Origin of the sequence: Daejeonella sp. JGW-45 (assembly GCF_029360805.1) — a bacterium.
Classification (GTDB): domain Bacteria; phylum Bacteroidota; class Bacteroidia; order Sphingobacteriales; family Sphingobacteriaceae; genus Daejeonella.
Window position 1 is genome coordinate 16,899 of record NZ_JARKNC010000001.1, and the last position, 25,594, is coordinate 42,492.

Below are 25,594 nucleotides of genomic sequence, written 5' to 3' on the forward strand. Positions count from 1 at the left end.
TTTGCTGTTTATGCAGAACACCAATAGTGATGCAGGTCACATGCAGTAATGATTTTCATCAATAGCACTAAGCCCTACAGTAGATCCTGGAAAAGAACCGCATGAGTTAGAAATCCTTTAACAGTTTAATTTCATTCCGGTAAAGCAGTATCCTTCCGTCGTTCTCCAGTTGCTTGAGCAGCCGGGAAATAACCACCCGGGATGTTGCCATATCGTCAGCGATCGCATAATGAGAAACTCTTATAATACTGGACCCTGACAATCGCTTTTTTTCCTTAAGATAGGAGATGAGGCGTTCATCCAATTTATGAAAAGCTATACTTTCAATAGATTTAAGCAGTTCCAGAAAGCGTTCACTGAAACTTCTCATGATATAGTTCTTCCAACTCGGATATTTGCATAACCATTCATCCAGCTTGGAATGAGGTATAGCTATCAATTCGACGTCGCCTTCAGCAATTGCCTTGACTTCGCTTCGTTTGGCCTGCACACAGCAACTGTATGCCATCGAGCAACTTTCATTGCTCGACAAATAATACAAAAGGATCTCTTTCCCGCTTTCGTCCATACGCAGGACTTTTATTGTTCCTTTTACAATGATGGGCATCATCCTGATGTATTTGCCGTAGTCCATAATGATGTCGCCTTCCCCGAAATATCTTATTTCCCCGTATTCATGAATTTCATCTAACAGAGCGGGTTCAAATGTTGAAGCGAATCCGGGTGCGTTAATCATAAATATCAAATTAAGCTTGTGTTAAATCCGAATTTACTAAAGCCAGACTTAGAATAACCCATGTAAATTAGTCATTATCCCATTGAATTTCTTCGATAAGTATTTTAATGAGGAAGCTGGTTTTTAATCACGCCATATAAATAAGTGCCGACGAGGGCGAAGAAGAAAACAATGATCATTGTTAAAAAGCCGTATCCAACGTTCACAACCATCGGACCCGGACAAGCACCACTCAACGCCCAGCCAAGTCCGAAAATAAAACCACCAGCCAGATATCTGGTCGTTGATTTATCTTTAGGATTAAATAATATAGGGTTACCTTGATAATCGCGTATATTGAACTTTTTGATCAGCGCCACCCCGGCTACACCCAGTATCACGGCTGTGCCAATTATTCCATACATATGAAAGGACTGGAAACGAAACATTTCCTGAATACGAAACCAGGAGATGGCTTCTGACTTCGCCATTAAAATTCCAAACAGGCTGCCGAGCAAAAGAAATTTTATAAACTTCATAGATTAGGGTAAACAAGATTAGAAGATTAAAGGAAAAATAAGAAAGGTCATGACCAGGCCGCCGAGAAAAAAGCCAATTACGGCTATAAGCGAGGGCAACTGCAGGTTTGACAGGCCGCTGATAGCGTGACCGGATGTACAGCCGCCGGCGTAACGGGAACCAAATCCGACCATAAGTCCGCCCAGTGCCAGAATAAGGAATCCCTTTAGTGAAAATGCGGATTCCAGGCTGAATAATTCCGCTGGCTGCAATGATTCGGGCGCGGCAAAACCAAGTTTCTGTAGATCGGAAACAGTCGCCTGTGAAATTTGAACTGGCTCTCCGGAGGACAAGAACTCCTTTGCTATGAATCCTCCTATAATAGCACCTGCTAAAAACACCAGATTCCACGTTTGGCTTTTCCAGTTAAAGTCGAAAAATTTCACCCGCCTGCCAAGCCCGCCTGCCGCACAAATCGTCCGTAAATTTGAAGAGAAACCAAAGTACCGTCCAAAATATAGCAGGAAGAACATAATAGCGGCTATCATAGTTCCGGAAAACCACCAGGTCCATGTCTGTGTAATGAACTCGCTCATGATTTGATACGTGAATTTAAATGAAATGAAATAATGAGAATCTTTAAGCTTTCCATAGCGTTGTTGGCATGATTGGCATCGGCGGATAAGAACTATTTATTTTGATATTTAAACAAGTGTTTCTCCTGCACTAACCCATTCATTGATACTTCCTGAAAAATTGGCCACGTTGGTAAACCCATTCCGGGCAAGTACTGAGTAACCTATTGTAGCCCGGTCGCCGCCCTGGCAGTGAATAATCACTTTTTTATCCTTACTTATCTTATCGATATTTTCAGGCAGGTTCCCTAAAAAGAGATTATTAGCCTGGGCGATATGCCCGGCCTTATATTCTGCGGCTCCTCTCAGATCTATGACCTGTACGTTATTATTATGTATCAGTGTCTTTGTTTCCTGAAGTGAAATAACGTTAGCTTTTTGTAAAACGCCGCCGGTTTCCTCCCATACAGAAGTGCCGGAAACATAACCCTCAATATTATCAAGACCGATCCGCATCAATTTTCGGGTGAGGTCGTCCAGCTGATCCTCGTCCGCCAGGAGCATAAAGCGCTCATTATACTTTAAGAACCAGCCAGCCCAGGTGGAAAAGGAATTATTTCCCTGAATATTGATACTTCCGGGAATAAACCCGGCTGCAAACGCCTTTTTTTCGCGGGCATCAATCAACGTCAATCCCGTTGCCAGGTTAACTCTGAGTTCTTCTGCTGAAAGCGCTTTGAGCTTAGGCACCTTGGCTAACAATGGCCGGTCAACCTTATTGAGCTTTTTCATCATCGCAAAATATTTGGGCGGCTCAGGCTGATCTTCCAGCAAGAAATCAGTAAAACCCTTTTCATCATTTTCAAATCGAAAAGCCCAGTTGCTTAGCTTTTCATATCCCACTGTTGAGCCCGGCACTGCGCCAAGTGATTTTCCACAGGCAGACCCGGCTCCGTGCCCCGGCCAGACCTGGACATAATCAGGTATGTTTTTGAATTTAGCGAGCGAGACATACATTTGCTTAGCCCCCAGCTCCTGCGTTCCGAGCATACCGGCAGCCTTTTCTAATAAATCTGGCCTGCCAATATCACCGACGAACACAAAATCACCCGTAAATAGCATGACCGGTTTATCGATTGCCGGTGTATCGGTTAACAGAAAGCTGATGCTTTCAGGGGTATGCCCGGGAGTATGAAGAACTTCAAGCAAGAGATTGCCGAGGGGGAGCTGATCGCCATCTTTCAGCCCCACATGGGAAAATTCATACTGCCAGGCATCGCCTCCCTCGTCGGATAAATACATGCTGGCACCAGTAAGGCTGGCGAGCTCTCTGGAGCCAGACAAGAAATCGGCATGGATATGGGTTTCCAGAATATGTGTAATTGTCATACTGTTAGCCTTAGCTATCTCCAAATAGGTATCCACGTCTCTTTTAGGGTCAATAACCGCAGCCACTCCGGCTTTCTGGCAACCGATAAAATAACTTGCCTGTGCCAGGCTCTTATCATAAACGCGTTGAAAAAACATAATAATTGGTTTAAAGGGTATTAATTGATGATTAAATGTTTATACAAATCTCCGGGGATTTTCTGCTGGTTTAGGTAACATTAGTTGCATTCAGCCTCTTCCGGCGCGACCTTTTCCGGATCTCACTACCAATCAGCTCGATTTTAAGCAATTACGCGACCCATTAAACTAAGAAAGTTTCCTTTATGATGATATAGATTCCCATTATCAGAACGAACCAGCCAAAGGAGGTCTTAAGTTTCTTACCCGGTATTTTCGCTGATAATAGAATTCCGGCAAAAATACCCGCAGTAGCCAATGTTGTAAATGCACTCAATAGCTTCCAATCGATTGTCTGGCTTGCCTGCAGATCGCCTGCAAAGCCAAATAAAGATTTGGCAGCTATTATAAAAAGCGATGTTCCGACAGCAAGCTTCATGGGCATCTTCGCTAATAAAACAAGCGCCGGAATGATGAGAAATCCGCCACCGGCACCGACTAGTCCGGTAAGTATCCCCACCCCGAATCCTTCCATGAGTATCATTGGATAGTTATACTTCAACTGGATGTTATCGTCACCTGCCGGGCTCTTCTCTTGTTTGATCATGCTGAAAGAAGCCAGGATCATGACAATTGCGAAGAGCAGCATCATTGCTATAGGTTTAGTCACGTCAAATGTTCCGATAGACGCTATATGCTGCGGAATGAACGGAACCAACCATAGCCGGGTAAGGTAAACTGCGACAATCGACGGCGCGCCGAAGATCAGTACCGTTTTAAAGTCAACCTTCTTTTGAACAGCACTTTGAACACCGCCCACCAGGGATGTGATTCCTACTATAAATAGTGAATAAGCTGTTGCTAGGACTGGATCCACTTTCATCACATAAACAAGTATTGGGACTGTCAATATAGAGCCGCCGCTTCCAATTAATCCCAGTGATACTCCAACTACTACTGCCAATACTAAACCTATAATTATCATGTCTAACCGTTATTTGTACAAAGGTCCTAATAGAAGAAATCCGACACGGCTACAAAAGTTACACTCCTCAAAACCAAAATACACTTACAGCATACGGAAACCTCTGTCATTGCCAACAGCAGAAAAATTACACAACAGTGCAAATTAGAGCCTTCTATCAGGCACCGGGTAAACCTGTTTTTTGTAATTTTGAGGCTTTGGGGTTCTGCAAAACTTTCAAGACTCACTGGCATGCGCTTGCAGCTCGTGCCGCAAACTCACATCAGCAGATTGGTTCGGCCCCTGCAACGATAAGATAATACCTGTTAGATATCACTTAAATCAGAAAGATGAAGTTATTAGTTCAATGGACGACAATTATTCCGGTACTGGCCTGGATCTTATTTTTTACAGGCCTTGTATCTGACAGCAGCCTTTTTCAAATAGTAGCAAGCGTACTGCTTATCCTCAGTGTGATGTCGGCCGTTCACCACTCCGAAATAATTGCAGAGCGCGTGGGCGAGCCTTATGGAACCATCATACTGGCTGTCTCTATTACCGTCATCGAGGTGTCGATTATCGTGTCGCTGATGATGTCTGAAGGACCGGCGGCGGCTTCTTTAGCAAGAGACACCGTATTTGCAGCAACAATGCTTATTCTAAATGGTATTATCGGACTATGCCTGCTTATCGGGGGGCTAAAACATTATGAACAGAATTTCTCCGCATCATCTGTAACTATTGCCCTGGTTTCGCTGGTTTCCATCCTGGTGTTTACCCTGGTATTCCCAACTTTTACTGAAAGCGTTTCCGGATCTTATTATTCCATGCCGCAGCTTGTATTCGCTTCCATTGCCTGTCTTATTATTTATTCTGCATTTCTCTTTGCCCAAACCAGAAGGTACCGGCAATACTTCCTGACCATTGGCGCTGATGAGAACGAAGAAGCAGCCGAGCCAATCCAGATCAGCAACAGCGTGTTCATTACCAGCCTGGCCTTCCTTATCATTAGCCTTGGCATAGTTGTACTGCTTGCTAAAACCCTTTCTCCAACCATCGAGAGCATTATAACAAGCTATAGCTTGCCAAAATCATTGGTGGGGGTTGTGATCGCCGCGATCATCCTGCTGCCTGAAGCTATTGCCGCGATTATTGCTGCAAGGAAAAACAGGCTCCAGACAAGTATAAACCTGTCGCTCGGCTCGGCCCTTGCAAGTATCGGCCTGACCATACCTGCCGTAGCAATCGTTTGTCTCCTGATGAACATGCCCGTCATTTTAGGTCTGGATATAAAATCTATCGTTCTTCTCGGTCTTTCTGTATTTATCGTGATGCTGTCGCTAAGCAGCGGGAAATCAAATATTGTTTACGGAGTGGTGTTGCTGGTTAACTTGTTTGCGTTTATATTTTTAATGATATATCCATAAAAGGGATTATGCCCGCCTCGTGCCGGCGGAGGAGGCACTTACTTTTCCCTGCAGCTGGAAAAGTAAGCAAAAGAGCCGCACCTTCCTGATATTTGTTGCAAATCTCAGGAGGGCGAGTTCTGCAACTTGCAGTGACAGAAGATGAATTAATGTTTGTTACCCACCGTAAGTGTATCGGCACTAAAACATACGATGCGAGGCCCGTTTGTATACTCGTATGCCCAGCGGGCCGTAACGCCAGCACCTCTACGCCAGCTCGACGTTAGGTACGTTTCTAAGGCCCAAGCACAGCATCTCCGTTCACCTTTTTCATTCGCATCGGCTGGTGCGGCTTGCACAATTCAGGCCCCAGCTGTGCCGTCCGAAGCAGCAGACGCAGCGCTGGGGTTTTTGCTTACTTTTTGACCTATAGCAAAAAGTAAGTGCCCCTCCGCCGGCACGAGGCGGGAATAGACAAATTATTTCCTTACCTTAATCTATAACTAAACCACCACACTCCTATGGACAACGTAAAACTAACTTTCGACGACAAAGGCTATGGTAAATTTTCCATATCTGAAGGTGATGAACAACTCGCAGAAATGGTGATCAGTATCGCAGGAAGCGATCTGACAGTATATCACACGGAAGTTTCACCTAAAGGCGAAGGCCGGAGTCTGGCTAAAAAGCTCCTGGCGGCGATGGTGGAGCATGCCCGAAAAAACCAGCTTAAAGTAAAGCCGCTCTGTGCTTTTGTTCACGCACAGTTCAAACGCCATCCGGAAGAATATGCGGATTTATGGAAAAGCTAATAGACCGCTAAACGCTCCCTCGTGGTCATTTGACCGGTTCAAAAACGGTTCGTGCATCAGTAGCTTCCATAATTTTCTCCTTGCTGAAGAATGCCGGGAAATACTGATTATTCGCCCATAGCTCAAACAGGTTCTTATAGTATTTACTCTCCGGATCTGCGGATTGACCGGGCGAATTGATCATTAGGGCTTTATCCCAGTCCGACAAGTCAGCGATCAGCCTGAAGCTGGCGCCTGAGGTCTGCCGGTCGGCTGCGCCCGTCGAATTCGGCGTGTGGCCATTGCCGCCCCGGGGCAAGGCTGCAATGTTGTACTTTTCCTTCAAACTAAGCGGGAGAATAGAGTTGAGGGGATGGTTCAGGGCTGCATGCTTATATCTTTCCTGTCCATATTGCCATTTCGAAATATCGTCGCCCAGCTTGGCTTTAAGGTCATTAACCGCCAGCTCAAATGTTTGTGATAAAAAATCATTTCTTCCCTGCTCTGGAGCTGCGCCAAAGCGTTGGTCGGGCGACCTGATCCAGGACAGGGTTTTGCTTAGTTGCACGTTTACCAGGCTCTTTATATCCTGCGGCACAAACCTGGCATTTGATTCTGAATCGATCCGGCGCTCCCACATCGCATAAATTGCGGCAGCTATCGAGCTTCCATCCAGTACAAAATCCCATCCTTTGAACTGCTCTTGTGCGCGCTGCGAGAGTTCCGATTTGAAACGAAGCCCGCTCAGCATGGGCACCAGGGTTCTGGCAGGAATAGAAAGATAGTCGGTTTGAAGGGCTGCAGTTTTATCTACGTCGATCTTATTGTCAGCCGCCAGTACCTCGTTAATACGGTCGCCCCTGAAGGGGTCTGCCCAGGTATAACCTATCCCTTCCCAAATCCGGTATGTATCCGGGGTAACATTCTGGTTGGCAGTGGCAAAAAACCCGCTTTCAGGGTTGTAGGTATGAGGGCGCTTCTTGATATTCAGGTATCCATCCCATTCAAAACGTCCGTCGCCAGGAACAGGCACCAGGCCGCTGAAGTTTTTTCTCAAAGGTGTTATTCCCACCACTTGCCAGCCGATATTGCCCTTTTTATCGGCCCATATCATGTTCTCGCCGGGGAGGTTGCTGTATTTTGTGCCTTTCCGGAACTGGTTCCAGTTCTTAGCCTGGTTGTACCTCAGTGAGGCCAGGTACGGGGCGCCTCCCGGTTCCAGCCAGCCGCACCGGACAGCATAAGCTTTATTGCGTAAAGAGTCGACATAGGTTACCGGACCATGAACTGTAAACAATAGGGCTATAGCCGTATCCGCGCTTCCTTTGACAGGAATCGTTTCATGGATCTCCTCCATATCCCTCCACGTTCCTTTGTATTTATACTGGCCGGGGTTGGCGGGATTCAGATCATAAACCATCAGATCTTCACTGTCGGTCTGGAAGATCGTTAGTCCCCAGGCACCAAAATCATTGTGGCCGATACTTATACCCGGGATAACCGGCTCACCCCCGCCGATAACATTCCAGCCCGGTGCGTTGAGGTGTGCCATATACCGCAGGGATGGCAGGCTGATAGCCCTGTGCGGGTCATTCGCCAGGATGGGGTAGCCACTTTGGGTTTTGCTGCCGCTGACGATCCAGTTATTGCTTCCCTCCGCGCCTTCTTCCAGTGGCTCGATAGCGCTGCCAAATGGCACAGCAAGCTTCAGGGCGGAATAGGGAAATGCACTGTGGAAGCGGTTATAAACTTCCAGGATGTTTGCAGACAGCATCTCTTTGGTGATCGAGGGATCTAAACGCAGATCGGGCTCTTTGGGATGTAACCAAGCCAGCCCTTTTACCTTTTGCTCGCCCACTTTTGCAACCGCCAGGCCCATATCGAGTTCCTTGCTGACATTACCCTTTAAACCCTGATGGCGTGAAACCACTACATCCGGCGTCCATTTACCGGGCTTAATGCCGAGCATCTTAAACTCTTGCGGAAGCAGCTCAGGGTTTTTAACGACCTCATCAATATAACTGTTGACACCATCCGTGTACGCCTCTATAATCGCTTTGCCGTCCTGATGGTAATAGTTCAGCTCTTTATCAAGATCGCCGCGGTACCTGAATAAACGTGCTCCGATATCGCGCTTTAGTTCTGACGGACCTGTAAGCTCAGACACTGTTCCGGTAGCCTGCCTTCTCCATATCTCGAACTGAAACAGCCGGTCTTTTGCCGCCAGGTAGCCCTGAACAAAAAAGAGATCGTGCTGGTTGGATGCATAGATATGGTTTACGCCCCATTTATCACGCAGAACCTCTACGGGTAATTGCAAACCTGGAATGTTTATGGTGCTGCCGGGCTGAGCGTAGACAGACATACCAGCAGCACATAGAAGCGAGAACAGTATTTTAAAACGCGATGTAGGATTACGTACCATTTGCATGAATTTTCAGAAAGGTAATCATCTCAACACTTTCTGCCAATTCCTGCTTCAACTAAAGCGACCCGAAAAGATCAGTCTTACGCAAAGCATCCCGCATCAGACGAACGGATCAGGGAAGCGGCTCGATTTTATAACCCGCTTTCTGCACTGTTTCTATTATTTCCTGCTCGCTGATCCCGTCCGACTTCACAGTAAGGATCTTTTCTTTATCTGCGATGTCCACTTCCCATTTGTCAATCCCGTCTGCATTGTCGAGATGCGGCTTTACGTTGGCAATACAGCCGCCGCAATTGATGTTCGTTTTGAACTTGAAGTTCTGATTGTTATTTTCCATTTTTCTATTTTTTAGTTTTTTTATTTTTTGTTCTGACTGCCGGAGTTCGCTCTGTCATCACTTCTTCCACTTCAACCTCAGGCTATTCGTTACTACGCTGACACTACTCAAAGCCATTGCCGCCCCCGCTATCATCGGATTAAGCAGGAAGCCGTTGACCGGATAAAGAATACCTGCTGCCAGGGGGATACCGATCAGGTTGTATATAAACGCCCAGAACAGGTTCTGCTTAATGGTGGCAACGGTTTGCTTCGATAGCTTGATAGCTTCCGGAATCCTGGACAGATCGGATGAGATGATCGTCATTTTAGCGACATCCATAGCGATATCACTTCCCTTACCCATTGCTATACTCACATCTGCCGTTGCCAGTGCGGTGCTGTCGTTGATCCCGTCACCGACCATGGCTACTGTTTTACCCTGACGCTGCAGTTCCTTTACAAAGTCGGCCTTCTGCTGCGGCAGAACTTCTGCTTTATAATGTTTTAAGCCCGTTTGACTGGCGATAGCTTTGGCTGTGGCTTCATTATCGCCCGTGAGCATATAAAGTTCTATGCCCATTTCGTGCATTTGCCGGATGGCGGCCACTGAGGTTTCCTTGATCTTATCAGAGATTGCAAATACTGCCAGCGCTTCCTTACTATTTGCAAACCAGATAACGGTTTTAGATTCTTTGCCCCACTCATCAGCCTGTTGCTGCAGTTCGGCGGAAACCGTGATATTATTTTCAGCCAGAAGCGCTTTGTTCCCTGCAAAATAACTTTCATCCTGATATGTGGCTTTAGCCCCCTTACCGGTGATGCTATCAAAAGATGACAAAGAAACTATCTCGGCGCCGTCAAGGTTATTTACTATAGCATCAGCCAGAGGATGTTCTGATCGCTTTTCCAGGCTTAAAAGAACGGGTTTTGCGGTATCGTCTCCTCCAAGCCACTTGCTGCCGGCAACTTCCGGCCGGCCTTCGGTAATTGTTCCGGTCTTATCCAAAATAATGACATCGATCTTTTTTGCCAGCTCAAGGCTTTCCGCATCTTTGATCAGGATGCCTTTCTCAGCTCCTTTACCCACGCCCACCATAATAGCGGTCGGAGTGGCAAGCCCCAATGCACAGGGACAGGCAATAACAAGCACGGTGACTGCTGCGAGCAGGCCGTGAACTGTACCGTTGTCGCCTCCCAATATGATCCATAAGATGAGTGTGAGAACAGCAATGCCTATAACCACCGGTACGAAGATACCGGCTATTTTATCGACCAGCTTTTGCACCGGGGCCTTACTCCCCTGTGCATCCTGCACCATTTTAATGATCTGGGCGAGCATGGTTTCCTTACCCACCTTCACGGCCTTGAAGCGGAAACTGCCTTTCTGATTGATGGTTCCTGCAAACACCTTTTCATTTTCAGTTTTCTGCACGGGCAGCGGCTCGCCGCTTAGCATACTTTCGTCAACATAAGAGTCGCCGGAAATGACCATACCATCGACAGCAATCTTCTCGCCCGGTTTAACCAGTATAACATCGCCCTTTTTTACATCCTCAATTGCCGTTTGCTGTTCAATCCCATCAGCCCCGATAACAATAACGGTTTTAGGCTGCAGTCCCATTAACTTTTTGATCGCTGATGAGGTATTTCCTTTGGCCCGTTCCTCGAGCAGTTTACCTAAAAGGATAAATGCAATAATAACAGCTGCTGCTTCAAAATATACGTGGGCATGCAATCCATGCTGGTGCCAGAAATCAGCAAACAGCATATTAAACACACTAAAAACATAAGCTATTCCCGTGCTCAGGGCCACAAGGGTATCCATGTTGGCAGAGCGGTGCTTTGCCTGCTTCCAGGCGTTTACAAAGAAGTCCCTGCCTAACCACAGTACAACGGGGGTAGAGAACAGCCACATAATTTCATTAGCATAAGGAATATCCATAAAGAACATCCCGATAACTACCACCGGAAGAGACAGGATGATTGACCAAATGGTCTTTTGCTTTAATGCGCGGAATTTCTTTTCATGGATCGCTTCCAGGGTTTCCTGCTGTACGGATTCTTCTTCGATCAGCAGATCATAGCCAATAGACTGCAATGCCTTTTGCAGCGCGGCAGCATTAGTCATGTTAGGAAGGTATTCTACCGTGAGGGTTGCATTGGCATAATTAACAGATGCACTGACAACTCCCTCTACAGAGTTTATGGTACTTTCAGCACTTACCGCACAGGAAGCACAGGTCATGTTCAATACGGGGAAAGAATGTTTTACCGTTGTTACCCCATATCCCAAATCCTTGATCGCTTTAATTGCCTGGGGTACAGCATTCGCATCACTCACCGTAATCGCGGCCCGGCGGTTATTCAGCTCGACCTGGTGGGTTTCTATCCCCCCAACCTGTGAAAGCCCCTTGTCTACAATTAATGCGCAATGTTCGCTGTCAACATCTTCCAGCGGAAGGAATATTGTTTGCTTATTGTTAGCTGCCATAATGTATATTTTTATTAATACAAAGATGAGCAGAAAAGAGGGGACAACTTTGCGCTATTCAGCGATTGATTTGTAAGATTTACACTTCGTCCAATGTCTTTCTTTTATTCCGTCCTACCTGCCTGAAGTGGCTTGGAGTAAGCCCGGTAACCTTTTTGAACTGGTTGCTCAGGTAGGCCACACTGGAGTAGTTAAGGCGGAAAGCGATCTCACTCAGAGTAAGCTCATCATAAACCAGCAATTCCTTGACCTTTTCAATCTTCTGGGCGATGAAATATTTCTCGATAGTAGTTCCCTCTACTTCAGAAAAGAGATTGGAAAGATAGTTATAATCATAATGCAGTTCGGCTGACAACACATCGGAGAGATTATTCTTCGCATGATTATCGTGATGGTGGACCTGGTCAATGATCACATTCTTTATCTTTTCGATGATGCGGCTCCGTTTATCATCAATCAGGTCGAAGCCCAATGACTGGAGGCTTTCGAGCAGCTGGTCTTTTACACCGTCGATCGTATCCTCCTTAACCTGGACCTCACCCAACTCCACCGAAACGGGTTCAAGCCCGGCTTTTTCTAATTCAGATTTTACAACCATTTTGCAACGGTTGCATACCATGTTTTTGATATAGAGTTTCATACGTTCGTTTGTAGTTCAGAGAAGCGTGTGCCGATTTTCACCTTTCTCCAAAGCTCTCTCCTCCAAAGTTACAAAATTACCCTGCCAACCCGCATTTCCGGGGCAGCCTGATTTACAAATCCGTGACCAAAAACCTCAATAAAGCGCCGGATTTATCTTATTTTTTTAATATTTTAGCGACAATACGCATATTCCGGGCATTTACCACTAACACAAATACAATACATGGGTCACCTTCCTAACCTGATTGCCGATTTAGCTTTGATATTAATGGCTGGCGCCATCGTCACCCTGATATTTAAGCGTATAAAGCAGCCATTGGTGTTAGGCTATATAATTGCAGGCTTTTTGGTGGGGCCGTATTTTGACCTTGTGCCAACGGTTGCTGACCTTCAAAACATCGACACACTGGCCGAGATAGGGGTTATATTTCTTTTGTTCAGCCTGGGGCTGGAATTCAGTTTTAAAAAGTTAATGGGTGTTGGCGGCACAGCCTCTATAACGGCCACCGTGGAGATTGTCTTCATCACTGTGGCAGGTTATTTCCTGGGGAAATTATTGGGCTGGAGCACGATGGACAGTCTTTTCCTGGGGGGTATGCTGGCCAGTTCTTCAACCACGATTATACTCCGCGCCTTTGACGAACTGGGCGTAAAAACCAGGCGGTACGCGGGGATCGTGTTTGGCGTGCTGATCGTTGAAGATATCGTGGTGATCTTGTTAATGGTGTTGCTATCTACCATGGCTGTTACCAGCCAGTTTGAGGGTACTGAGATGGCTTTCACCGTTTTTAAACTATTATTCTTTTTAGCCATCTGGTTTATAGCCGGAATATTCCTTTTACCTACATTCCTGAGAAAAGCAAAAAAGCTGCTGGATGGAGAAACCCTTCTTATCCTTTCTTTAGGCCTTTGCCTGGGGATGGTGGTGCTGGCCACACAGGTTGGCTTTTCAGCCGAACTTGGAGCCTTTGTTATGGGCTCGATAATAGCAGAAACAACCTCTGCGGAGAAAGTAGAACATCTCATTAAGCCAGTTAAGGACCTTTTTGGAGCAATATTCTTTGTTTCGGTAGGGATGATGATAGATCCCGCTGCGATGGTTGAAAACGCCTGGCCTATTCTGTGGGTGACCTTACTTACCTTGTTCGGAAAATTGTTCAGCACCACCTTAGGAGCTTTACTTTCAGGACAGGCATTGAAGCCCGCAGTGCAGGTGGGAATGAGTATGGCGCAGATTGGCGAGTTCGCTTTTATAGTTGCTACGCTCGGACTGTCGCTGGGCGTGATCTCGCCCTTCCTCTTTCCGATTGCCGTGGGGGCCTCTGCCATCACCACCTTCACCACACCGTACATGATCAAGTATTCGGAGCCCTTTTATAATTTCATTGCCAGGGTACTTCCCGACAAATGGGTTAATAAACTTAACCGGTATTCATCGGGCGCTGAAAGCCTTCAGGCAGAAAGTGATTTTAAAATAGTGATAAAATCTTATACGAATATTGCCCTCACCAATGGTATTCTGATAATAGCGCTGGTGCTGCTTTCTTTAAACTTCGTAGACCCATTTGTCAAGCAGCATGTTGCTGATGACAGGTGGAGAAGCGCAATCGTACTTATTATCTCCTTAGGAGCTGCGGCACCTTTCTTATGGGCTTTCATGACCAAAAGGCCTAATAATATGGCCTATAAAGAACTGTGGCTGGAAAAGAAATATAACCGCGGGCCGCTGCTGATCATCGAGATCGTGCGGGTGCTGTTGGGTGTGCTGATCATAGCCTTCTGGGTTGACAACTTAGTCTCCACGCAGGTCGCCCTCTTAATAATAACGCCTATTATTATCCTGGTGCTGGTACTTTTCTCTAAAAGGATACAAAGCCTGTATCAGCGGATAGAAGGCCGGTTTATTACGAACCTGAATGCCCGGGAAACTGCCGCCGCAACAAATGGCGCCTCGGATACCAATGCAGATCTGCAATCGGACCTGGTGCCCTGGGATGCCCATATTGTAGAAATGGAGGTTAACCCGCATGCTGAATATATTGGTAAATCGCTGATGGAAATCGGGTGGCGCGAACAGTTTGGGGTTAACATCGCTTATATCAAACGCGGCGACAGATTGATGCATGTTCCGGACCGCAACAGCAGGATAATGCCGTTTGACCGTGTAGGGATTATAGCTACCGATGAACAGCTGCCACCATTCAAACTGGTTTTCGATGCGTCTGAAACAAATGGCCTGGACGGAATTGATATTGAAAATATAGTTCTTCAGAAAATATTGGTTAACGAGCATACACAATTGAAAGGAAAGGATATACGCCATTCGGGGCTGCGCGAGCGTACCGACGGTTTGGTGATCGGCATTCAACGCGGAAACGAACGGATTTTAAACCCTGATTCTGCCACTGTACTGGAGTGGGGCGACATTTTATGGGTGGTTGGCCATAAAAAGAAGATCCAGCAGTTGAGCAAACATTAAAGCCTGATCTAACTGTTTATATTCCCGTTTTCGGTTGCTTGCTGTGCTTAGATATATGCTGGGAGAAGGACATGAGGGTATTAATTAAAATCTACCCAGCGTATTAAAGAAAACCTTAAGGAGCAGACAAGTATCTTCAGATTAAAGACAATACCCGGTCCCTGACCAATAAACAGGCGCCCACGAGGCCGCCCTGCTCACCCAATTTTGAGATGACCAGCTGTGTATCATTACTGACCAGGCTTAAAGAATATTTATTCATGGCACTCTTGATGGGCAGCCGGAGGTAATCTCCCGTTAGAGAAAGTCTGCCACCAAGTATGATGATCCCGGGATTAAAAAGGTTAATAAGCAAAGCTATCCCCTTGCCCAGTTTTGTGCCGATCTCGGCAATTAATTCAATTGCCAAAACATCGTCATCTTTTGCCGCCTGAATGATGTCGGCCATGGTAATCTCATCAGGCTTGATCTTCTGCTTCGTAATGAGTGTAGACGAACTTGCTTTAATCTTTTCCCTGAACATCCTGACCAGGGCCCATCCCGAAGCTTCGGTTTCAAGGCAGCCTTTTTTACCGCAATGACAAATGATCTCATTCTCAAAGACGGGCATATGGCCAAACTCCCCGGCGTAACCCGACTTACCGTAGAAAAGTTCCCCGTTCAGTAAAATACCCATACCGATGCCGTAGTCGAGGTTTAGGAAAAGGGCATCATTCGTCTTGCTTAAGCCTCCCTGGTTAAATTCTCCGTAAGCCATCGCCCGGGAATCATTTTCCAGGAAAACAGGAATTCCAATTTGATTTTCTATCAGCACGGTAAGAGGCTGCTCGTCAAAGTAGAAAAAACTATAGCTGTAACCTGTCGAATGATTGATCCTGCCTGATAAATTCACGCCCACTCCTAAAATCTTTTCCTTTGATATACCCAGCCCATTAACAAACTCATTGATGAGAAAACATAAGTTGTCAAGCGACTCCCGGTTATTTGCCAGTGTATAGGGACTCTTTGCCACTTTTAAAATGGTGTTTTTAAAATCAGCGAGCCCCATGTTTATATGAGACTGCTTTACATCAACGCCGATAAAAAAAGCGGAATCAGCCACGAGACCGTAAATGCTCGGCCTTCGTCCTCCTGAGGAATCAACCTTCCCATAGTCCTGCACCAAACCCTCACTAATCAGGTCGCCGATAAGGTTATTTACCTTAGGAATGCTTAGATTCAGTTCTTTGCAAACATCAGCTATGGTTGTATTCCCGTTGTCAGCAAAATAAGAGATGATCAATTTTTTTAAATTAACGTTCTTATATGCGACACCGGTAACTTCCTTGCTGCTTAGTTCTTCGAAAAACGATTTTCCCATGGACACTCTGTTATAATATTAACAAAATTATTATTCTTAGCGTAACTTATTAAAAATATTTAATAAGTTTGATTAAGCGTCTGCAAATTTAAAACGCGCCAGACTGGTTTTTGAAAAGATTAGACTAGAAACAAAAAAATGGAAATAAAGGAATACAGCAGCTTATACAGGAATAACCTTTTGGATGACGTCATTCCATTCTGGATGAAGAACTCTCCTGACAAAGAATTCGGCGGTTATTATACCTGCCTGGACACCACCGGAAAAGTGTTTGACACCGATAAATTTGTCTGGCTGCAGTGCCGTGAAGTATGGTGCTTTGCCATGCTTTATAACCAGGTCGAGAAAAAGCAGGAATGGCTGGATTTCGCTGTTCAGGGTGCTGAATTTTTAAAGAAGCATGGCCGGGATGACGAAGGTAACTGGTATTTTTCGCTTACCCGTGAGGGCAAGCCTCTTATTCAGGCTTATAACATCTTTTCAGATTGCTTTGCTTCCATGGCTTTCGCCCAGCTGGCGAAAGCTTCCGGCAACCAGGAATATGCCGATATAGCAAAGACTACGTTTTTCAACATCCTGTCACGCCAGGACAATCCCAAAGGGAAATATACAAAGGCTTACCCGGGCACCAGGCCTTTGCAAAGCTTTTCTCTCCCAATGATACTTTCAAACCTGGTCCTGGAGATCGAACATATATTGGAACCTCAGCTGGTGGAAACGACCATTTCACAGGGTATCCATACCGTAATGAATGTATTCTACCAGGAAGACAGCGGTCTCTTGCTTGAAAACGTTACTCCTGAAGGAAAATTTTCAGATTCATTCGAAGGCCGGCTGGTCAATCCGGGGCACGGGCTTGAAGCAATGTGGTTTATAATGGCCCTGGCAGAGCGGACGGGCGACGTAAAATTGATACGAAAAGCTACGGATATCAGCCTGAACATTATGGACTTTGGCTGGGACAAGAAAGAAGGCGGTATATTTTATTTCCTTGACATCAAGGGGCACCCGCCGCAGCAACTGGAATGGGATCAGAAGTTATGGTGGGTTCATGCCGAAGCTATCGTTTGTATGCTGAAAGCTTATTACCATACCGGCGACGAGCGCTGCTGGGCGTGGTTTGAGAAACTACATGCATACACCTGGGCACGCTTTCCTGATCAGGAACACGGTGAGTGGTTTGGCTATCTGAACCGGAAGGGTGAGGTTCTTTTACCTCTTAAAGGCGGCAAATGGAAAGGTTGCTTTCATGTTCCGAGATCCTTATACCAGGCATATAAACTGCTGGACATGATCGATAACAAAAAGAAATAAATTAGCGCTTCCCACTTTATAATATGGCTATAGTTCCAACAGGCAACACGGTTGTTGCCAACGATTCCGCATCCGTTCAATACAATTATACGCCGGCGCTTATCGCAATGGCTGTGCTGTATTTCATGATGGGCTTTATTACTGTCCTGAATGATACACTGGTGCCGTTCTTTAAGATGGGCTTCACACTCACCTATGCACAGTCGTCGCTTGTACAGTTCTACTTCTTCTTAACTTATGGAGTGATGTCGATTCCCGCCGGGCGAATAGTTGAAAAAATAGGTTTTAAGCATGGGATGGTTTTGGGCTTTTTCATTGCTGCTATCGGTGCGCTGCTCTTTTTTCCTGCAGCTATATTGAACCAATACTATCTTTTCCTGGGTGCGCTGTTCATCATAGCAATTGGAATTGTTTTGCTTCAGGTTGCAGCGAATCCTTATATAACCGTGTTGGGCCCGGCCCGTACCGCATCTTCACGGTTAACCCTGATACAGGGGATCGGTTCAATAGGCACAACTACTGCTCCTATTTTTGGTGCTTATTTTATACTGGCAGGTTTTAAGGAATCACATGCTTCAAGCGATGCGGTGAAATACCCTTATTTATTCATCGCTTTCTTCCTGCTGTTTATAGCATTTGTTGTCTTCCGGCTCAAACTCCCTGCTATAAAACCTGCATCCGTACCTGGCACGGCCGGCTCTCAAGAGACAAAAAGTATATTCTCATTCCGGAACCTCAAATTCGGTGCCTGGGCCATATTCTTTTATGTAGGTGCGGAAGTAGCTATAGGCACCTTCCTCACAAATTATATCTCAGCTAAGATCAACATCGCCGAAAGCGAAGCTAATACCTATGTTTCTGTATACTGGGGAAGCATGCTTGTGGGACGGTTCATAGGGTCTCTGGTATTGAACTATATTCAGCCATCAAAGGTTCTAACGTTCTGTGCGGTTGCGGCTCTCCTGTTTATCGGTATTTCGATTAATACTACGGGATATCTGTCAGTCTACACCATGCTGGGAGTTGGATTGTGTAATTCTATCATGTTCGCAATTATCTTTTCACTTTCGGTTCAGGGTTTAGGTTCTTATACAACCAAAGCATCCGGGATACTATCCACTGCGATAGTAGGCGGAGCTATCATATCTTATATTCAGGGTGTATTGATCGACGAGTATTCGTGGGAGATAGCTTTTGCCTTGCCTTTGATATGTTATGCCTACATTTTATTTTATGGGATCAACGGCTATAAGGGAAAACTGAAGGAAGAGCAGGGGTAATATAATCCAAATCTTTATTCGCACGAATAAAGAATTATTACCTTCGTAATTGCACCCTTTATCAGACCGGTTTATGTACGAATCATTCTTTCGAAATTTCAACAGCAAGGTGGCGCTTACGGCTGAAGAGGAAGCATTGATCAAAAACTACCTCAGCCCTAAGAAAATTCGTAAAAAGCAATACCTGCTGCAGGATGGAGATATTTGTAAAAACATTGCGTTCATCGAAAAGGGCGCGCTGAAATCGTACTCTGTTGACGACAATGGCAATGAACACATTATTCAGTTTGCCCTGGAAGGCTGGATCATTGCCGATCTCTACAGCTTCCTGACAGGGGAGCCTGCTACTTATAATATCGACGCCATAGAGGATTCTGAATTAGTGCTTATAAACAAAGCTGCACACGAAGAGCTATTGGTGAAATTTCCTAAATATGAAACCTTTACCAGGCTGAACATTACAAATGCATATCTTGCTATGCAAAGGCGGCTGACGTCTATAATCAGTTCACCTATTGAAGAACGCTATTCAAATTTCATAGCAATCTATCCTGACATTGTGCAACGTGTGCCACAGCACATGATCGCCTCTTACATGGGGCTCACTCCGGAAACACTGAGCCGCATCAGGCGCAGGATCCTCTCGAAATAAATAGGCTTCCGGTACCGGATCGTTGACCAAAGTCAATGGTTTTTCTTGCCTGGAAGCAAGGGCCCGGCTTCCTGCCCGGCGTAACTTTGTTTATTACTTATAAGCAAACGACAGCGGTGTCCGGTAGGATACACGCCCCAGTCAAAAACTGAAAAAAGATGGAAGAAAATAAAATAAACCCAATGACATGTGATACTGAGACTGGCCTATGCGAAATTCCAGTATCGGAAAACACCACCCAGTCAACCGACATTTCTGCTACAGCGGATAAAATCAGGTTACTGTATTTTACAGACCCGATATGTTCGTCTTGCTGGGGCATTGAACCACAGTTACGAAAACTTAAGCTGGAGTATGGTGACTACTTTGAGATAGACTACCGTACCGGCGGCCTCCTTAAAAGCTGGGACAGCTATGGCGGGAGCGATGTAGGCAACCCTGCAGACGTGGCGGTGCATTGGGACGAGGCAAGTGATTATTACGAAATGCCTATTGACGGAGACCTCTGGCTGGAAGACCCCCTGGATTCTTCTTACCCTCCGTCTATTGCTTTCAAAGCGGCTCAGATGCAGGGGACAGACAAAGCAGATGACTTCTTGAGAAAAATAAAAGAGATGGTTTTTCTGGAAAAGAAAAATATTTCAAGATGGGAGCACTTGCGGGAAGCAGCCATAGTCAGTGGATTGGATATTACCCAATTTAAAACTGATTTCGACGGGGCAGCAAATACGGCGTTTGAAGACGACCTTGATTTGGGACGTCAACTGGGTGTAAGAGGGTTTCCGACCATCTTCTTTACCGATAAAGATGACAACCGGTTTAAAGTGTACGGATCGAAGCCCTATGAGGTTTATGAACAAGCATTGCTAAAACTAATCCCTGAGGCCGTTAAAAAGAGTGTCGACACTTCGATCAGCAGTTTGTTCGGGTATTATCCAACATTAACCACGAAAGAAGCTGCAGTGCTAAGTGCTCAATCATTGACGGAAGCTGAAGCATCTCTAACAGAACTACACAAACAAAATAAGATTTCCAGGTACGATTCGAAAAAAGGCAGTCTGTGGAGTAAAATTGAAGAACATGAATAAATTATTTTCTTACGCAGCCAGCCTGCAAAATACCGGAATACATTTAACCCGTTGGGGAATTGTCATAGTACTGCTTTGGATCGGCGGCCTGAAAGCATTCAGATATGAAGCGGTAGGGATCGTTCCTTTTGTGGCCAATAGTCCCACAATGAACTTTTTCTATAAATATGATGCTCCGGAATATAAAAAGCACATGAACAAAGAAGGTGAATATAAGCCGGAAAATATTCAATGGCATAAGGACAACAATACCTATGCTTTCTCCTACGGCCTGGGGGCATATATAGTTCTGATCGGCATCCTGATCGCACTATATCCAATATCCCCTGCCTTGTCTGCCATAGGCAGTTTCCTGGCATTTATCATGTCATTGGTTACGCTTTCTTTCCTTGTTACCACCCCGGAAACCTGGGTGCCTGCACTCGGAGATACAGAGCATGGAGTTCCGTATCTGAGCGCCGGAGGACGGCTTGTCATAAAAGACGTAATTATGATGGGAGCTTCGGTAGCAACCATGGCGCATGCTGCAAAAATGCACTTGCAGCTGAAAAGCAGTGGGAAGTTTAATGCCTGATGCCGGTTTCGGAAACCGCAGGTAAGTTCCATATCTACCTGCCGGTGCTAAACTCTTTTGATGAGGCTGCGACGGGAAGATAAAAGCTTCTTGCGTGTAGCTGCTAAGTGCAATAATACATCGAAGCATTGACTGAAATCAATGCTTTTTCTTGTTTACAGGCAATGGACTGGAGCCGGCTGCCGGGGTACCTTTGTATATCAAAAAACAAGAAATGAAAACGAAACAAACTGTAGCAGTAATAGGTGCAACGGGCAATATGGGCTCAGCCATTGCAAAGAGCCTTTCTAAAGGAAATTACCGTTTGCTGTTAAAATCCAATAAGCAGGATGAGCTCGACGCCCTGGTGAAAGAGATCAAATCCAGGAACGGAAACGCCGATATAGAAGCGGCTGTATGCCCTGTAGAAGCCGGATGGGAGGCCGATATTATAATCCTTGCGATTCCCTACGAGGCCGAAAAAGAAGCGGCTGAAAGGATCAGGGAGGTTGCTAATCAAAAAATTGTAGTGTCAATTGCTAATCCGCTAAACGGTACTTTCGACGGATTGCTGACCACACCAGATACCAGCGCTGCAGAGGAATTGCAAAAGTTATTGCCAAACTCAAAGGTAATTAAAGCGTTCAACACCACCTTCGCTGCCGATTTTTCCACACCTGTGATCGATGGTAAACAAGTCGATGCTTTTATTGCCGGAAACGATGAAGATGCCCTGCAAATAGTTTCTGAACTGGTTGCAACAGCAGGCTTCCGCCCAATTATTGCAGGCGACCTGCATGTTAGCCGGACACTGGAAAACATGCAGCTATTACTCATCCGGCTAGGCATGAAATACAACTACAACTGGCTGGCAGGCTGGAAGATCCTGCATAATTAATAAACTTAAAGACTAATCGAATAGACAACTGTTCCCAGCTCATGCAAGCTCATCCACTAAAAAATAATTATACACTGATGAAAAAAATAATAAACGTAAGCACCGCCCCTGCAATTAATGATATAGCCTTGCTGATAGCAAGAGCCGGAATTGCAATACTAATGTTAACACACGGTATACCCAAAATGATGATGCTGTTTTCCGGAGTACCTGTACAGTTCCCGGCAGTAGTGGGTTTAAGCCCGGAGCTTTCACTGGCTCTCGCAGTTTTCGCAGAGGTGGCTTGTTCGATTTTACTTTTCGCAGGTCTTGCAACAAGATTGGCGGTAGTTCCTCTGATCATAACCATGTTAGTGGCAGCTTTATTAGTTCATGGTGCAGATCCATTTGTCAAGCAGGAATCGGCTTTTCAGTACTTGCTGGTATATGTGGTTCTTTTGTTTATGGGCAGCGGCAAATACTCGGTCGACTACCTCCTTCAGGGACGTCTAAGGAGAGTTCCTTCGGAAGTCAGGCCTGAGCAGAACTCCCGGACACTTAACAAATAAGACCACGGCACATCAGCCATGAAAAGGAATCAATTTATTAAAACCATCATTACAGGAGCAACAGGTATGACAACATTAGCAGCATTTAAAAGCTTTACAAGCAACTTAGACGGGCAGGAACAAACAATGCCTGCCCTGTTTATCGGACACGGCTCGCCAATGAACGGTATTGAAGACACGGAGTTCAGCCGCAGATGGACAAAAATGGCCGGGGAAATACCTACGCCGAAGGCAGTGCTTGTGGTATCAGCACATTGGTTTACCAAAGGCACGAAAATAACTGCTATGGATTTCCCGGAAACTATTCATGATTTCGGAGGGTTTCCAAAGGAGTTATTTGCAGTGCAGTACCCGGCACCGGGCAATCCGGCTCTGGCGAAAGAAACGGTCAGCTTACTGCATTCGGCCAGCGTCGAATTAGATCACGACTGGGGCCTGGACCACGGAACGTGGACTGTGGTAAGGCACATGTATCCTGAGGCAAATATCCCGGTCTTGCAACTCAGTATTGACTATACTAAAGGACCGCAATATCACTACGACCTGGCTAAAGAATTACATGCTTTAAGGAAAAAAGGTGTGCTCATAATCGGCAGCGGCAACATGGTACATAATCTGCGGATGGTTGCATGGGATAAAATGAACGATGCTGACTACGGCTACGATTGGGCGAAACAGATGAATAATACCTTCAAGGAACTGATCTCAAGTGACAATCATAAGCCGCTGATCAATTACAGCAGCCTGGGCCGGGAAGCCATGCTTGCGATTCCTACGCCAGAACATTATTTGCCGCTGATGTACACCTTAGGCTTGAAAAGCGGGAAAGACGAAGTTTCATTTTTCAATGACACAGCCGTAGGAGGTTCATTGACGATGACATCGGTAAAACTGGGGTAATTTCTATTTCAAACGGAACGGGATATCTAAAATGAAGCAGACTTCCTCCGGGGAATTGATGTAACTTATACAGAAGGCAAATAATAGGGTATTGTTTGCTAAAATGGGCCAGGTGATGGCCATATGTAATTCGAACAAGGCACGCTCAACTGATAATTGACAGCTAGCACCAAAGGTGGTATATTAGTTGTATTATTGATGATGGTTATAACCTGATATGGAAAATAAAGACGGAACTGAGCCAGCATTCTTTTGCGTGCCGGATATTACAGGTTTCACTAAGTTCATCGCTACAACTGATGTTAATTTCTCGAGGGAAGTTATTCCCGCATTACTTCGAAAGCTGATCGATTGCAACGTCCTCAAAATGAAGATCGGTGAAATAGAAGGTGACGCGATATTTTTCTACAAAACAGGGAGATTACCCGCGGTAGGCCGGGTAGCGGCGCAGTGTAAAGCGCTTTATAAAACCTTTTCCGACTTTATTCGCTCCGTTAAGGAGAATGATCCTGAGAATTATGAGCTTTACCTTGCCGACAGCCAGCTTGGTTTAAAAATCATTATCCACTATGGGGATATAAGTATTGCCAATATTAAAGGCAGGATAAAATTATTGGGACAGGATGTAATTATAGCGCATAAACTTTTGAAGAATAAAGTTGAGGACTACAATTATATCCTACTCACAGAGAAATACCTGTCTAAGATTAAGGACAGGGAAAACCTGCAGCAATGGTTCCACTGGGAAAATATCCGGACAGGGAGCGAAACTTATGAATTTATAGGCGAAGTAGGCTATCGTTACATCACCCTGGATGAAATGGAATATCTGCTGGAAGAGGAAATTTCGCTTATGCTGAAACCTAGTAAGAAAACAGCATTATAATTACAAATCCGACCGCACAGATCACCATTCCGAACATAAAGATATTGTACGACCAGCTCAGGTAATTATATTTCTTGATCAACACGCTTCCAAGATAGTAAATGTCGATAGACATACTGTCATACAACTCTTCTTTCGCCTGTTTCAGCTCCTTGATCTTCTCAACAAATTCTCTTAGCTGAAGTTGGGCGAAGTTTCCGAAAAAGAGAATACTGCTGTCTTTCTTGCTAAGCTCATATTTCTCTTTAGTTGTTACTGTAGGCCGGGCAGAAAGGATAGCAAATACAACTGCAAGGAGACTGGTAAGCAGCAGGAATGCCATCGGAAATACGAACCTGACACTGGCGAACTCACTCTGGCTTGAGAACGTGAAGCCCGTTCCGAAGAGGGTGATCACGATAGAAATAATGATCGTATTAATACTGATCATCATATTAGCCTTATTATCAGCAATGGAGGTCAGATTGATGTGATAGTCGTAAACCGAGCGATAAAGTGTTTCGATTCCGCGTCCGTCTTTAACTGGCTTTGCCTTAACCTTCTGTTCAGCTTTGGCAGTGGCCTTGATGTAGTCGTCGATTTTACTCCTTTGCTTAAGGATATTCAGCTCCTTCTGCTCGTTATATTTAAGGACTGCATCTTCGGTTTTAAATTGAGTATCCAGCAAAAACTGAAGCTGGATCTGCGCCCACTCTTCTTCGCTGTAAGTTTTCTGAAGTATTCTTTCCCATTCAATACGCAAAAGGTCGGCCCGGTGGTCGAATGTTTTACTGCCAAGGTTTATATAATCCGCGTCGTGAAGAATTTCCTGTAGCGAGCCATCAGGTGAGTTCCTGTATTTAGTAGAAAGTATCAAGTCTTCTATTTCCTTGATATCATCGTCCGGATAATTACCCTGCAGATATTCCTTCATGAATTTAACGCTTTCCTCTTCATGATGCTCGTAGGCAGAAATATATCCGGTATCATGAAAGATCGCTGCCAGCAACAGAACCTCGTAATCCCGGCTGGTTAAGTTATAAGATTTTGAGAGCTTCTTGCAGGCTTTAACTGTTTCCGCTGTGTGGTTGTAGTTATGATAAACATAGTCTCCGGGAAGCTTATCCTTAAATAAATTAAAAACGTACTCCGACGCATCTTTAACAATTGTATTACTTTTCATGGAAGTTCTGTTAATTCTTATTCTTATAAGTAAAAACTATGCCATCATCTGTTAAGAATATTATTTTATGGGGACTGTTTTGGTATGATTATAGCAAATCACTGGTACTGAAATTAATA

The 25,594-nt window shown here is 45.2% G+C and carries 23 protein-coding genes; 12 read left to right on the forward strand and 11 right to left on the reverse strand.

What is annotated here, in order from left to right:
* Window positions 1-106: 106 nt before the first annotated feature.
* From P2W76_RS00105 to P2W76_RS00125, 5 genes are all read right to left on the reverse strand, one after another.
* A complete protein-coding gene (locus P2W76_RS00105; RefSeq protein ID WP_276345395.1) occupies window positions 107-736 on the reverse strand; it encodes a Crp/Fnr family transcriptional regulator in 630 nt (209 codons plus the stop codon).
* Between the two features lie 104 nt (window positions 737-840).
* Window positions 841-1,254 (reverse strand): DUF6691 family protein, encoded by a 414-nt coding sequence (locus P2W76_RS00110; protein WP_276345396.1) that lies wholly within the window; start codon window positions 1,252-1,254, stop codon window positions 841-843.
* Between the two features lie 18 nt (window positions 1,255-1,272).
* Window positions 1,273-1,830, reverse strand: a complete 558-nt coding sequence (locus P2W76_RS00115; protein ID WP_276345397.1) for a YeeE/YedE thiosulfate transporter family protein — start codon at window positions 1,828-1,830, stop codon at window positions 1,273-1,275.
* A gap of 108 nt (window positions 1,831-1,938) precedes the next feature.
* Window positions 1,939-3,336: a rhodanese-like domain-containing protein gene (locus tag P2W76_RS00120; protein WP_276345399.1), complete on the reverse strand. Its 1,398-nt coding sequence runs from the start codon at window positions 3,334-3,336 to the stop codon at window positions 1,939-1,941.
* 163 nt (window positions 3,337-3,499) lie between these two features.
* Window positions 3,500-4,300 (reverse strand): sulfite exporter TauE/SafE family protein, encoded by an 801-nt coding sequence (locus P2W76_RS00125; protein ID WP_276345400.1) that lies wholly within the window; start codon window positions 4,298-4,300, stop codon window positions 3,500-3,502.
* A 329-nt stretch (window positions 4,301-4,629) separates the two neighbouring features.
* Between P2W76_RS00125 and P2W76_RS00130 the strand changes: the two genes are divergently transcribed.
* Entirely contained in the window at window positions 4,630-5,706 is a 1,077-nt protein-coding gene (locus P2W76_RS00130; RefSeq protein ID WP_276345401.1) for an ionic transporter y4hA, read from the forward strand.
* A gap of 500 nt (window positions 5,707-6,206) precedes the next feature.
* Window positions 6,207-6,497 carry a GNAT family N-acetyltransferase gene (locus tag P2W76_RS00135; RefSeq protein WP_276345402.1) on the forward strand — a complete coding sequence of 97 codons (291 nt, stop codon included), beginning with the start codon at window positions 6,207-6,209 and terminating at the stop codon, window positions 6,495-6,497.
* A gap of 25 nt (window positions 6,498-6,522) precedes the next feature.
* Here P2W76_RS00135 and P2W76_RS00140 read toward each other — a convergent pair whose 3' ends face one another.
* The 4 genes from P2W76_RS00140 to P2W76_RS00155 all read right to left on the reverse strand — a co-directional run bounded on the left by P2W76_RS00140 (window position 6,523) and on the right by P2W76_RS00155 (window position 12,353).
* Window positions 6,523-8,901: a penicillin acylase family protein gene (locus P2W76_RS00140; protein WP_276345403.1), complete on the reverse strand. Its 2,379-nt coding sequence runs from the start codon at window positions 8,899-8,901 to the stop codon at window positions 6,523-6,525.
* Between the two features lie 115 nt (window positions 8,902-9,016).
* A complete protein-coding gene (locus P2W76_RS00145) occupies window positions 9,017-9,241 on the reverse strand; it encodes a heavy-metal-associated domain-containing protein (protein ID WP_276345405.1) in 225 nt (74 codons plus the stop codon).
* A gap of 57 nt (window positions 9,242-9,298) precedes the next feature.
* The gene (locus tag P2W76_RS00150) at window positions 9,299-11,713 is read right to left on the reverse strand and encodes a heavy metal translocating P-type ATPase (RefSeq protein ID WP_276345406.1); all 2,415 of its coding nucleotides are present in this window, start codon (window positions 11,711-11,713) and stop codon (window positions 9,299-9,301) included.
* Between the two features lie 79 nt (window positions 11,714-11,792).
* A complete protein-coding gene (locus P2W76_RS00155; protein ID WP_276345407.1) occupies window positions 11,793-12,353 on the reverse strand; it encodes a helix-turn-helix domain-containing protein in 561 nt (186 codons plus the stop codon).
* 225 nt (window positions 12,354-12,578) lie between these two features.
* Here P2W76_RS00155 and P2W76_RS00160 point away from each other — a divergent pair, with 225 nt between their 5' ends.
* A complete protein-coding gene (locus P2W76_RS00160; RefSeq protein WP_276345409.1) occupies window positions 12,579-14,834 on the forward strand; it encodes a cation:proton antiporter in 2,256 nt (751 codons plus the stop codon).
* A gap of 136 nt (window positions 14,835-14,970) precedes the next feature.
* Here P2W76_RS00160 and P2W76_RS00165 read toward each other — a convergent pair whose 3' ends face one another.
* Complete coding sequence (locus tag P2W76_RS00165; RefSeq protein WP_276345411.1) at window positions 14,971-16,194, reverse strand: ROK family transcriptional regulator; 1,224 nt, start codon at window positions 16,192-16,194, stop codon at window positions 14,971-14,973.
* Between the two features lie 138 nt (window positions 16,195-16,332).
* Here P2W76_RS00165 and P2W76_RS00170 point away from each other — a divergent pair, with 138 nt between their 5' ends.
* The 9 genes from P2W76_RS00170 to P2W76_RS00210 all read left to right on the forward strand — a co-directional run bounded on the left by P2W76_RS00170 (window position 16,333) and on the right by P2W76_RS00210 (window position 24,313).
* Complete coding sequence (locus P2W76_RS00170) at window positions 16,333-17,508, forward strand: AGE family epimerase/isomerase (protein ID WP_276345412.1); 1,176 nt, start codon at window positions 16,333-16,335, stop codon at window positions 17,506-17,508.
* Window positions 17,509-17,531: 23 nt separating this feature from the next.
* Window positions 17,532-18,788, forward strand: coding sequence for a sugar MFS transporter (locus P2W76_RS00175; protein ID WP_276345413.1), 1,257 nt, complete (start codon window positions 17,532-17,534; stop codon window positions 18,786-18,788).
* 73 nt (window positions 18,789-18,861) lie between these two features.
* The gene (locus P2W76_RS00180) at window positions 18,862-19,440 is read left to right on the forward strand and encodes a Crp/Fnr family transcriptional regulator (protein ID WP_276345414.1); all 579 of its coding nucleotides are present in this window, start codon (window positions 18,862-18,864) and stop codon (window positions 19,438-19,440) included.
* Between the two features lie 158 nt (window positions 19,441-19,598).
* The gene (locus tag P2W76_RS00185; RefSeq protein ID WP_276345415.1) at window positions 19,599-20,528 is read left to right on the forward strand and encodes a ClpXP adapter SpxH family protein; all 930 of its coding nucleotides are present in this window, start codon (window positions 19,599-19,601) and stop codon (window positions 20,526-20,528) included.
* Window positions 20,521-21,102: a DUF417 family protein gene (locus tag P2W76_RS00190; RefSeq protein WP_276345416.1), complete on the forward strand. Its 582-nt coding sequence runs from the start codon at window positions 20,521-20,523 to the stop codon at window positions 21,100-21,102. The genes P2W76_RS00185 and P2W76_RS00190 overlap by 8 nt, the downstream gene beginning before the upstream one ends.
* Before the next feature lie 214 nt (window positions 21,103-21,316).
* Window positions 21,317-21,979, forward strand: a complete 663-nt coding sequence (locus tag P2W76_RS00195) for an NAD(P)-binding domain-containing protein (protein WP_276345417.1) — start codon at window positions 21,317-21,319, stop codon at window positions 21,977-21,979.
* 77 nt (window positions 21,980-22,056) lie between these two features.
* A complete protein-coding gene (locus P2W76_RS00200; protein WP_276345418.1) occupies window positions 22,057-22,527 on the forward strand; it encodes a DoxX family protein in 471 nt (156 codons plus the stop codon).
* 18 nt (window positions 22,528-22,545) lie between these two features.
* A complete protein-coding gene (gene ygiD / locus P2W76_RS00205) occupies window positions 22,546-23,427 on the forward strand; it encodes a 4,5-DOPA dioxygenase extradiol (protein WP_346429817.1) in 882 nt (293 codons plus the stop codon).
* A gap of 217 nt (window positions 23,428-23,644) precedes the next feature.
* Entirely contained in the window at window positions 23,645-24,313 is a 669-nt protein-coding gene (locus P2W76_RS00210) for a DUF2652 domain-containing protein (RefSeq protein ID WP_276345419.1), read from the forward strand.
* On the opposite strand, the gene P2W76_RS00215 is transcribed toward P2W76_RS00210, so the two are convergent.
* The gene (locus P2W76_RS00215) at window positions 24,291-25,475 is read right to left on the reverse strand and encodes a Pycsar system effector family protein (RefSeq protein ID WP_276345420.1); all 1,185 of its coding nucleotides are present in this window, start codon (window positions 25,473-25,475) and stop codon (window positions 24,291-24,293) included. The genes P2W76_RS00210 and P2W76_RS00215 overlap by 23 nt on opposite strands.
* Window positions 25,476-25,594: the final 119 nt, after the last annotated feature.

Coding starts and splice junctions, on each gene's coding strand:
- P2W76_RS00105 (WP_276345395.1), bottom strand. CDS start 736: ATGATTAACGCACCCGGATTCGCTTCAACATTTGAACCCGCTCTGTTA.
- P2W76_RS00110 (WP_276345396.1), bottom strand. CDS start 1,254: ATGAAGTTTATAAAATTTCTTTTGCTCGGCAGCCTGTTTGGAATTTTA.
- P2W76_RS00115 (WP_276345397.1), bottom strand. CDS start 1,830: ATGAGCGAGTTCATTACACAGACATGGACCTGGTGGTTTTCCGGAACT.
- P2W76_RS00120 (WP_276345399.1), bottom strand. CDS start 3,336: ATGTTTTTTCAACGCGTTTATGATAAGAGCCTGGCACAGGCAAGTTAT.
- P2W76_RS00125 (WP_276345400.1), bottom strand. CDS start 4,300: ATGATAATTATAGGTTTAGTATTGGCAGTAGTAGTTGGAGTATCACTG.
- P2W76_RS00130 (WP_276345401.1), top strand. CDS start 4,630: ATGAAGTTATTAGTTCAATGGACGACAATTATTCCGGTACTGGCCTGG.
- P2W76_RS00135 (WP_276345402.1), top strand. CDS start 6,207: ATGGACAACGTAAAACTAACTTTCGACGACAAAGGCTATGGTAAATTT.
- P2W76_RS00140 (WP_276345403.1), bottom strand. CDS start 8,901: ATGGTACGTAATCCTACATCGCGTTTTAAAATACTGTTCTCGCTTCTA.
- P2W76_RS00145 (WP_276345405.1), bottom strand. CDS start 9,241: ATGGAAAATAACAATCAGAACTTCAAGTTCAAAACGAACATCAATTGC.
- P2W76_RS00150 (WP_276345406.1), bottom strand. CDS start 11,713: ATGGCAGCTAACAATAAGCAAACAATATTCCTTCCGCTGGAAGATGTT.
- P2W76_RS00155 (WP_276345407.1), bottom strand. CDS start 12,353: ATGAAACTCTATATCAAAAACATGGTATGCAACCGTTGCAAAATGGTT.
- P2W76_RS00160 (WP_276345409.1), top strand. CDS start 12,579: ATGGGTCACCTTCCTAACCTGATTGCCGATTTAGCTTTGATATTAATG.
- P2W76_RS00165 (WP_276345411.1), bottom strand. CDS start 16,194: ATGGGAAAATCGTTTTTCGAAGAACTAAGCAGCAAGGAAGTTACCGGT.
- P2W76_RS00170 (WP_276345412.1), top strand. CDS start 16,333: ATGGAAATAAAGGAATACAGCAGCTTATACAGGAATAACCTTTTGGAT.
- P2W76_RS00175 (WP_276345413.1), top strand. CDS start 17,532: ATGGCTATAGTTCCAACAGGCAACACGGTTGTTGCCAACGATTCCGCA.
- P2W76_RS00180 (WP_276345414.1), top strand. CDS start 18,862: ATGTACGAATCATTCTTTCGAAATTTCAACAGCAAGGTGGCGCTTACG.
- P2W76_RS00185 (WP_276345415.1), top strand. CDS start 19,599: ATGGAAGAAAATAAAATAAACCCAATGACATGTGATACTGAGACTGGC.
- P2W76_RS00190 (WP_276345416.1), top strand. CDS start 20,521: ATGAATAAATTATTTTCTTACGCAGCCAGCCTGCAAAATACCGGAATA.
- P2W76_RS00195 (WP_276345417.1), top strand. CDS start 21,317: ATGAAAACGAAACAAACTGTAGCAGTAATAGGTGCAACGGGCAATATG.
- P2W76_RS00200 (WP_276345418.1), top strand. CDS start 22,057: ATGAAAAAAATAATAAACGTAAGCACCGCCCCTGCAATTAATGATATA.
- ygiD (WP_346429817.1), top strand. CDS start 22,546: ATGAAAAGGAATCAATTTATTAAAACCATCATTACAGGAGCAACAGGT.
- P2W76_RS00210 (WP_276345419.1), top strand. CDS start 23,645: ATGGAAAATAAAGACGGAACTGAGCCAGCATTCTTTTGCGTGCCGGAT.
- P2W76_RS00215 (WP_276345420.1), bottom strand. CDS start 25,475: ATGAAAAGTAATACAATTGTTAAAGATGCGTCGGAGTACGTTTTTAAT.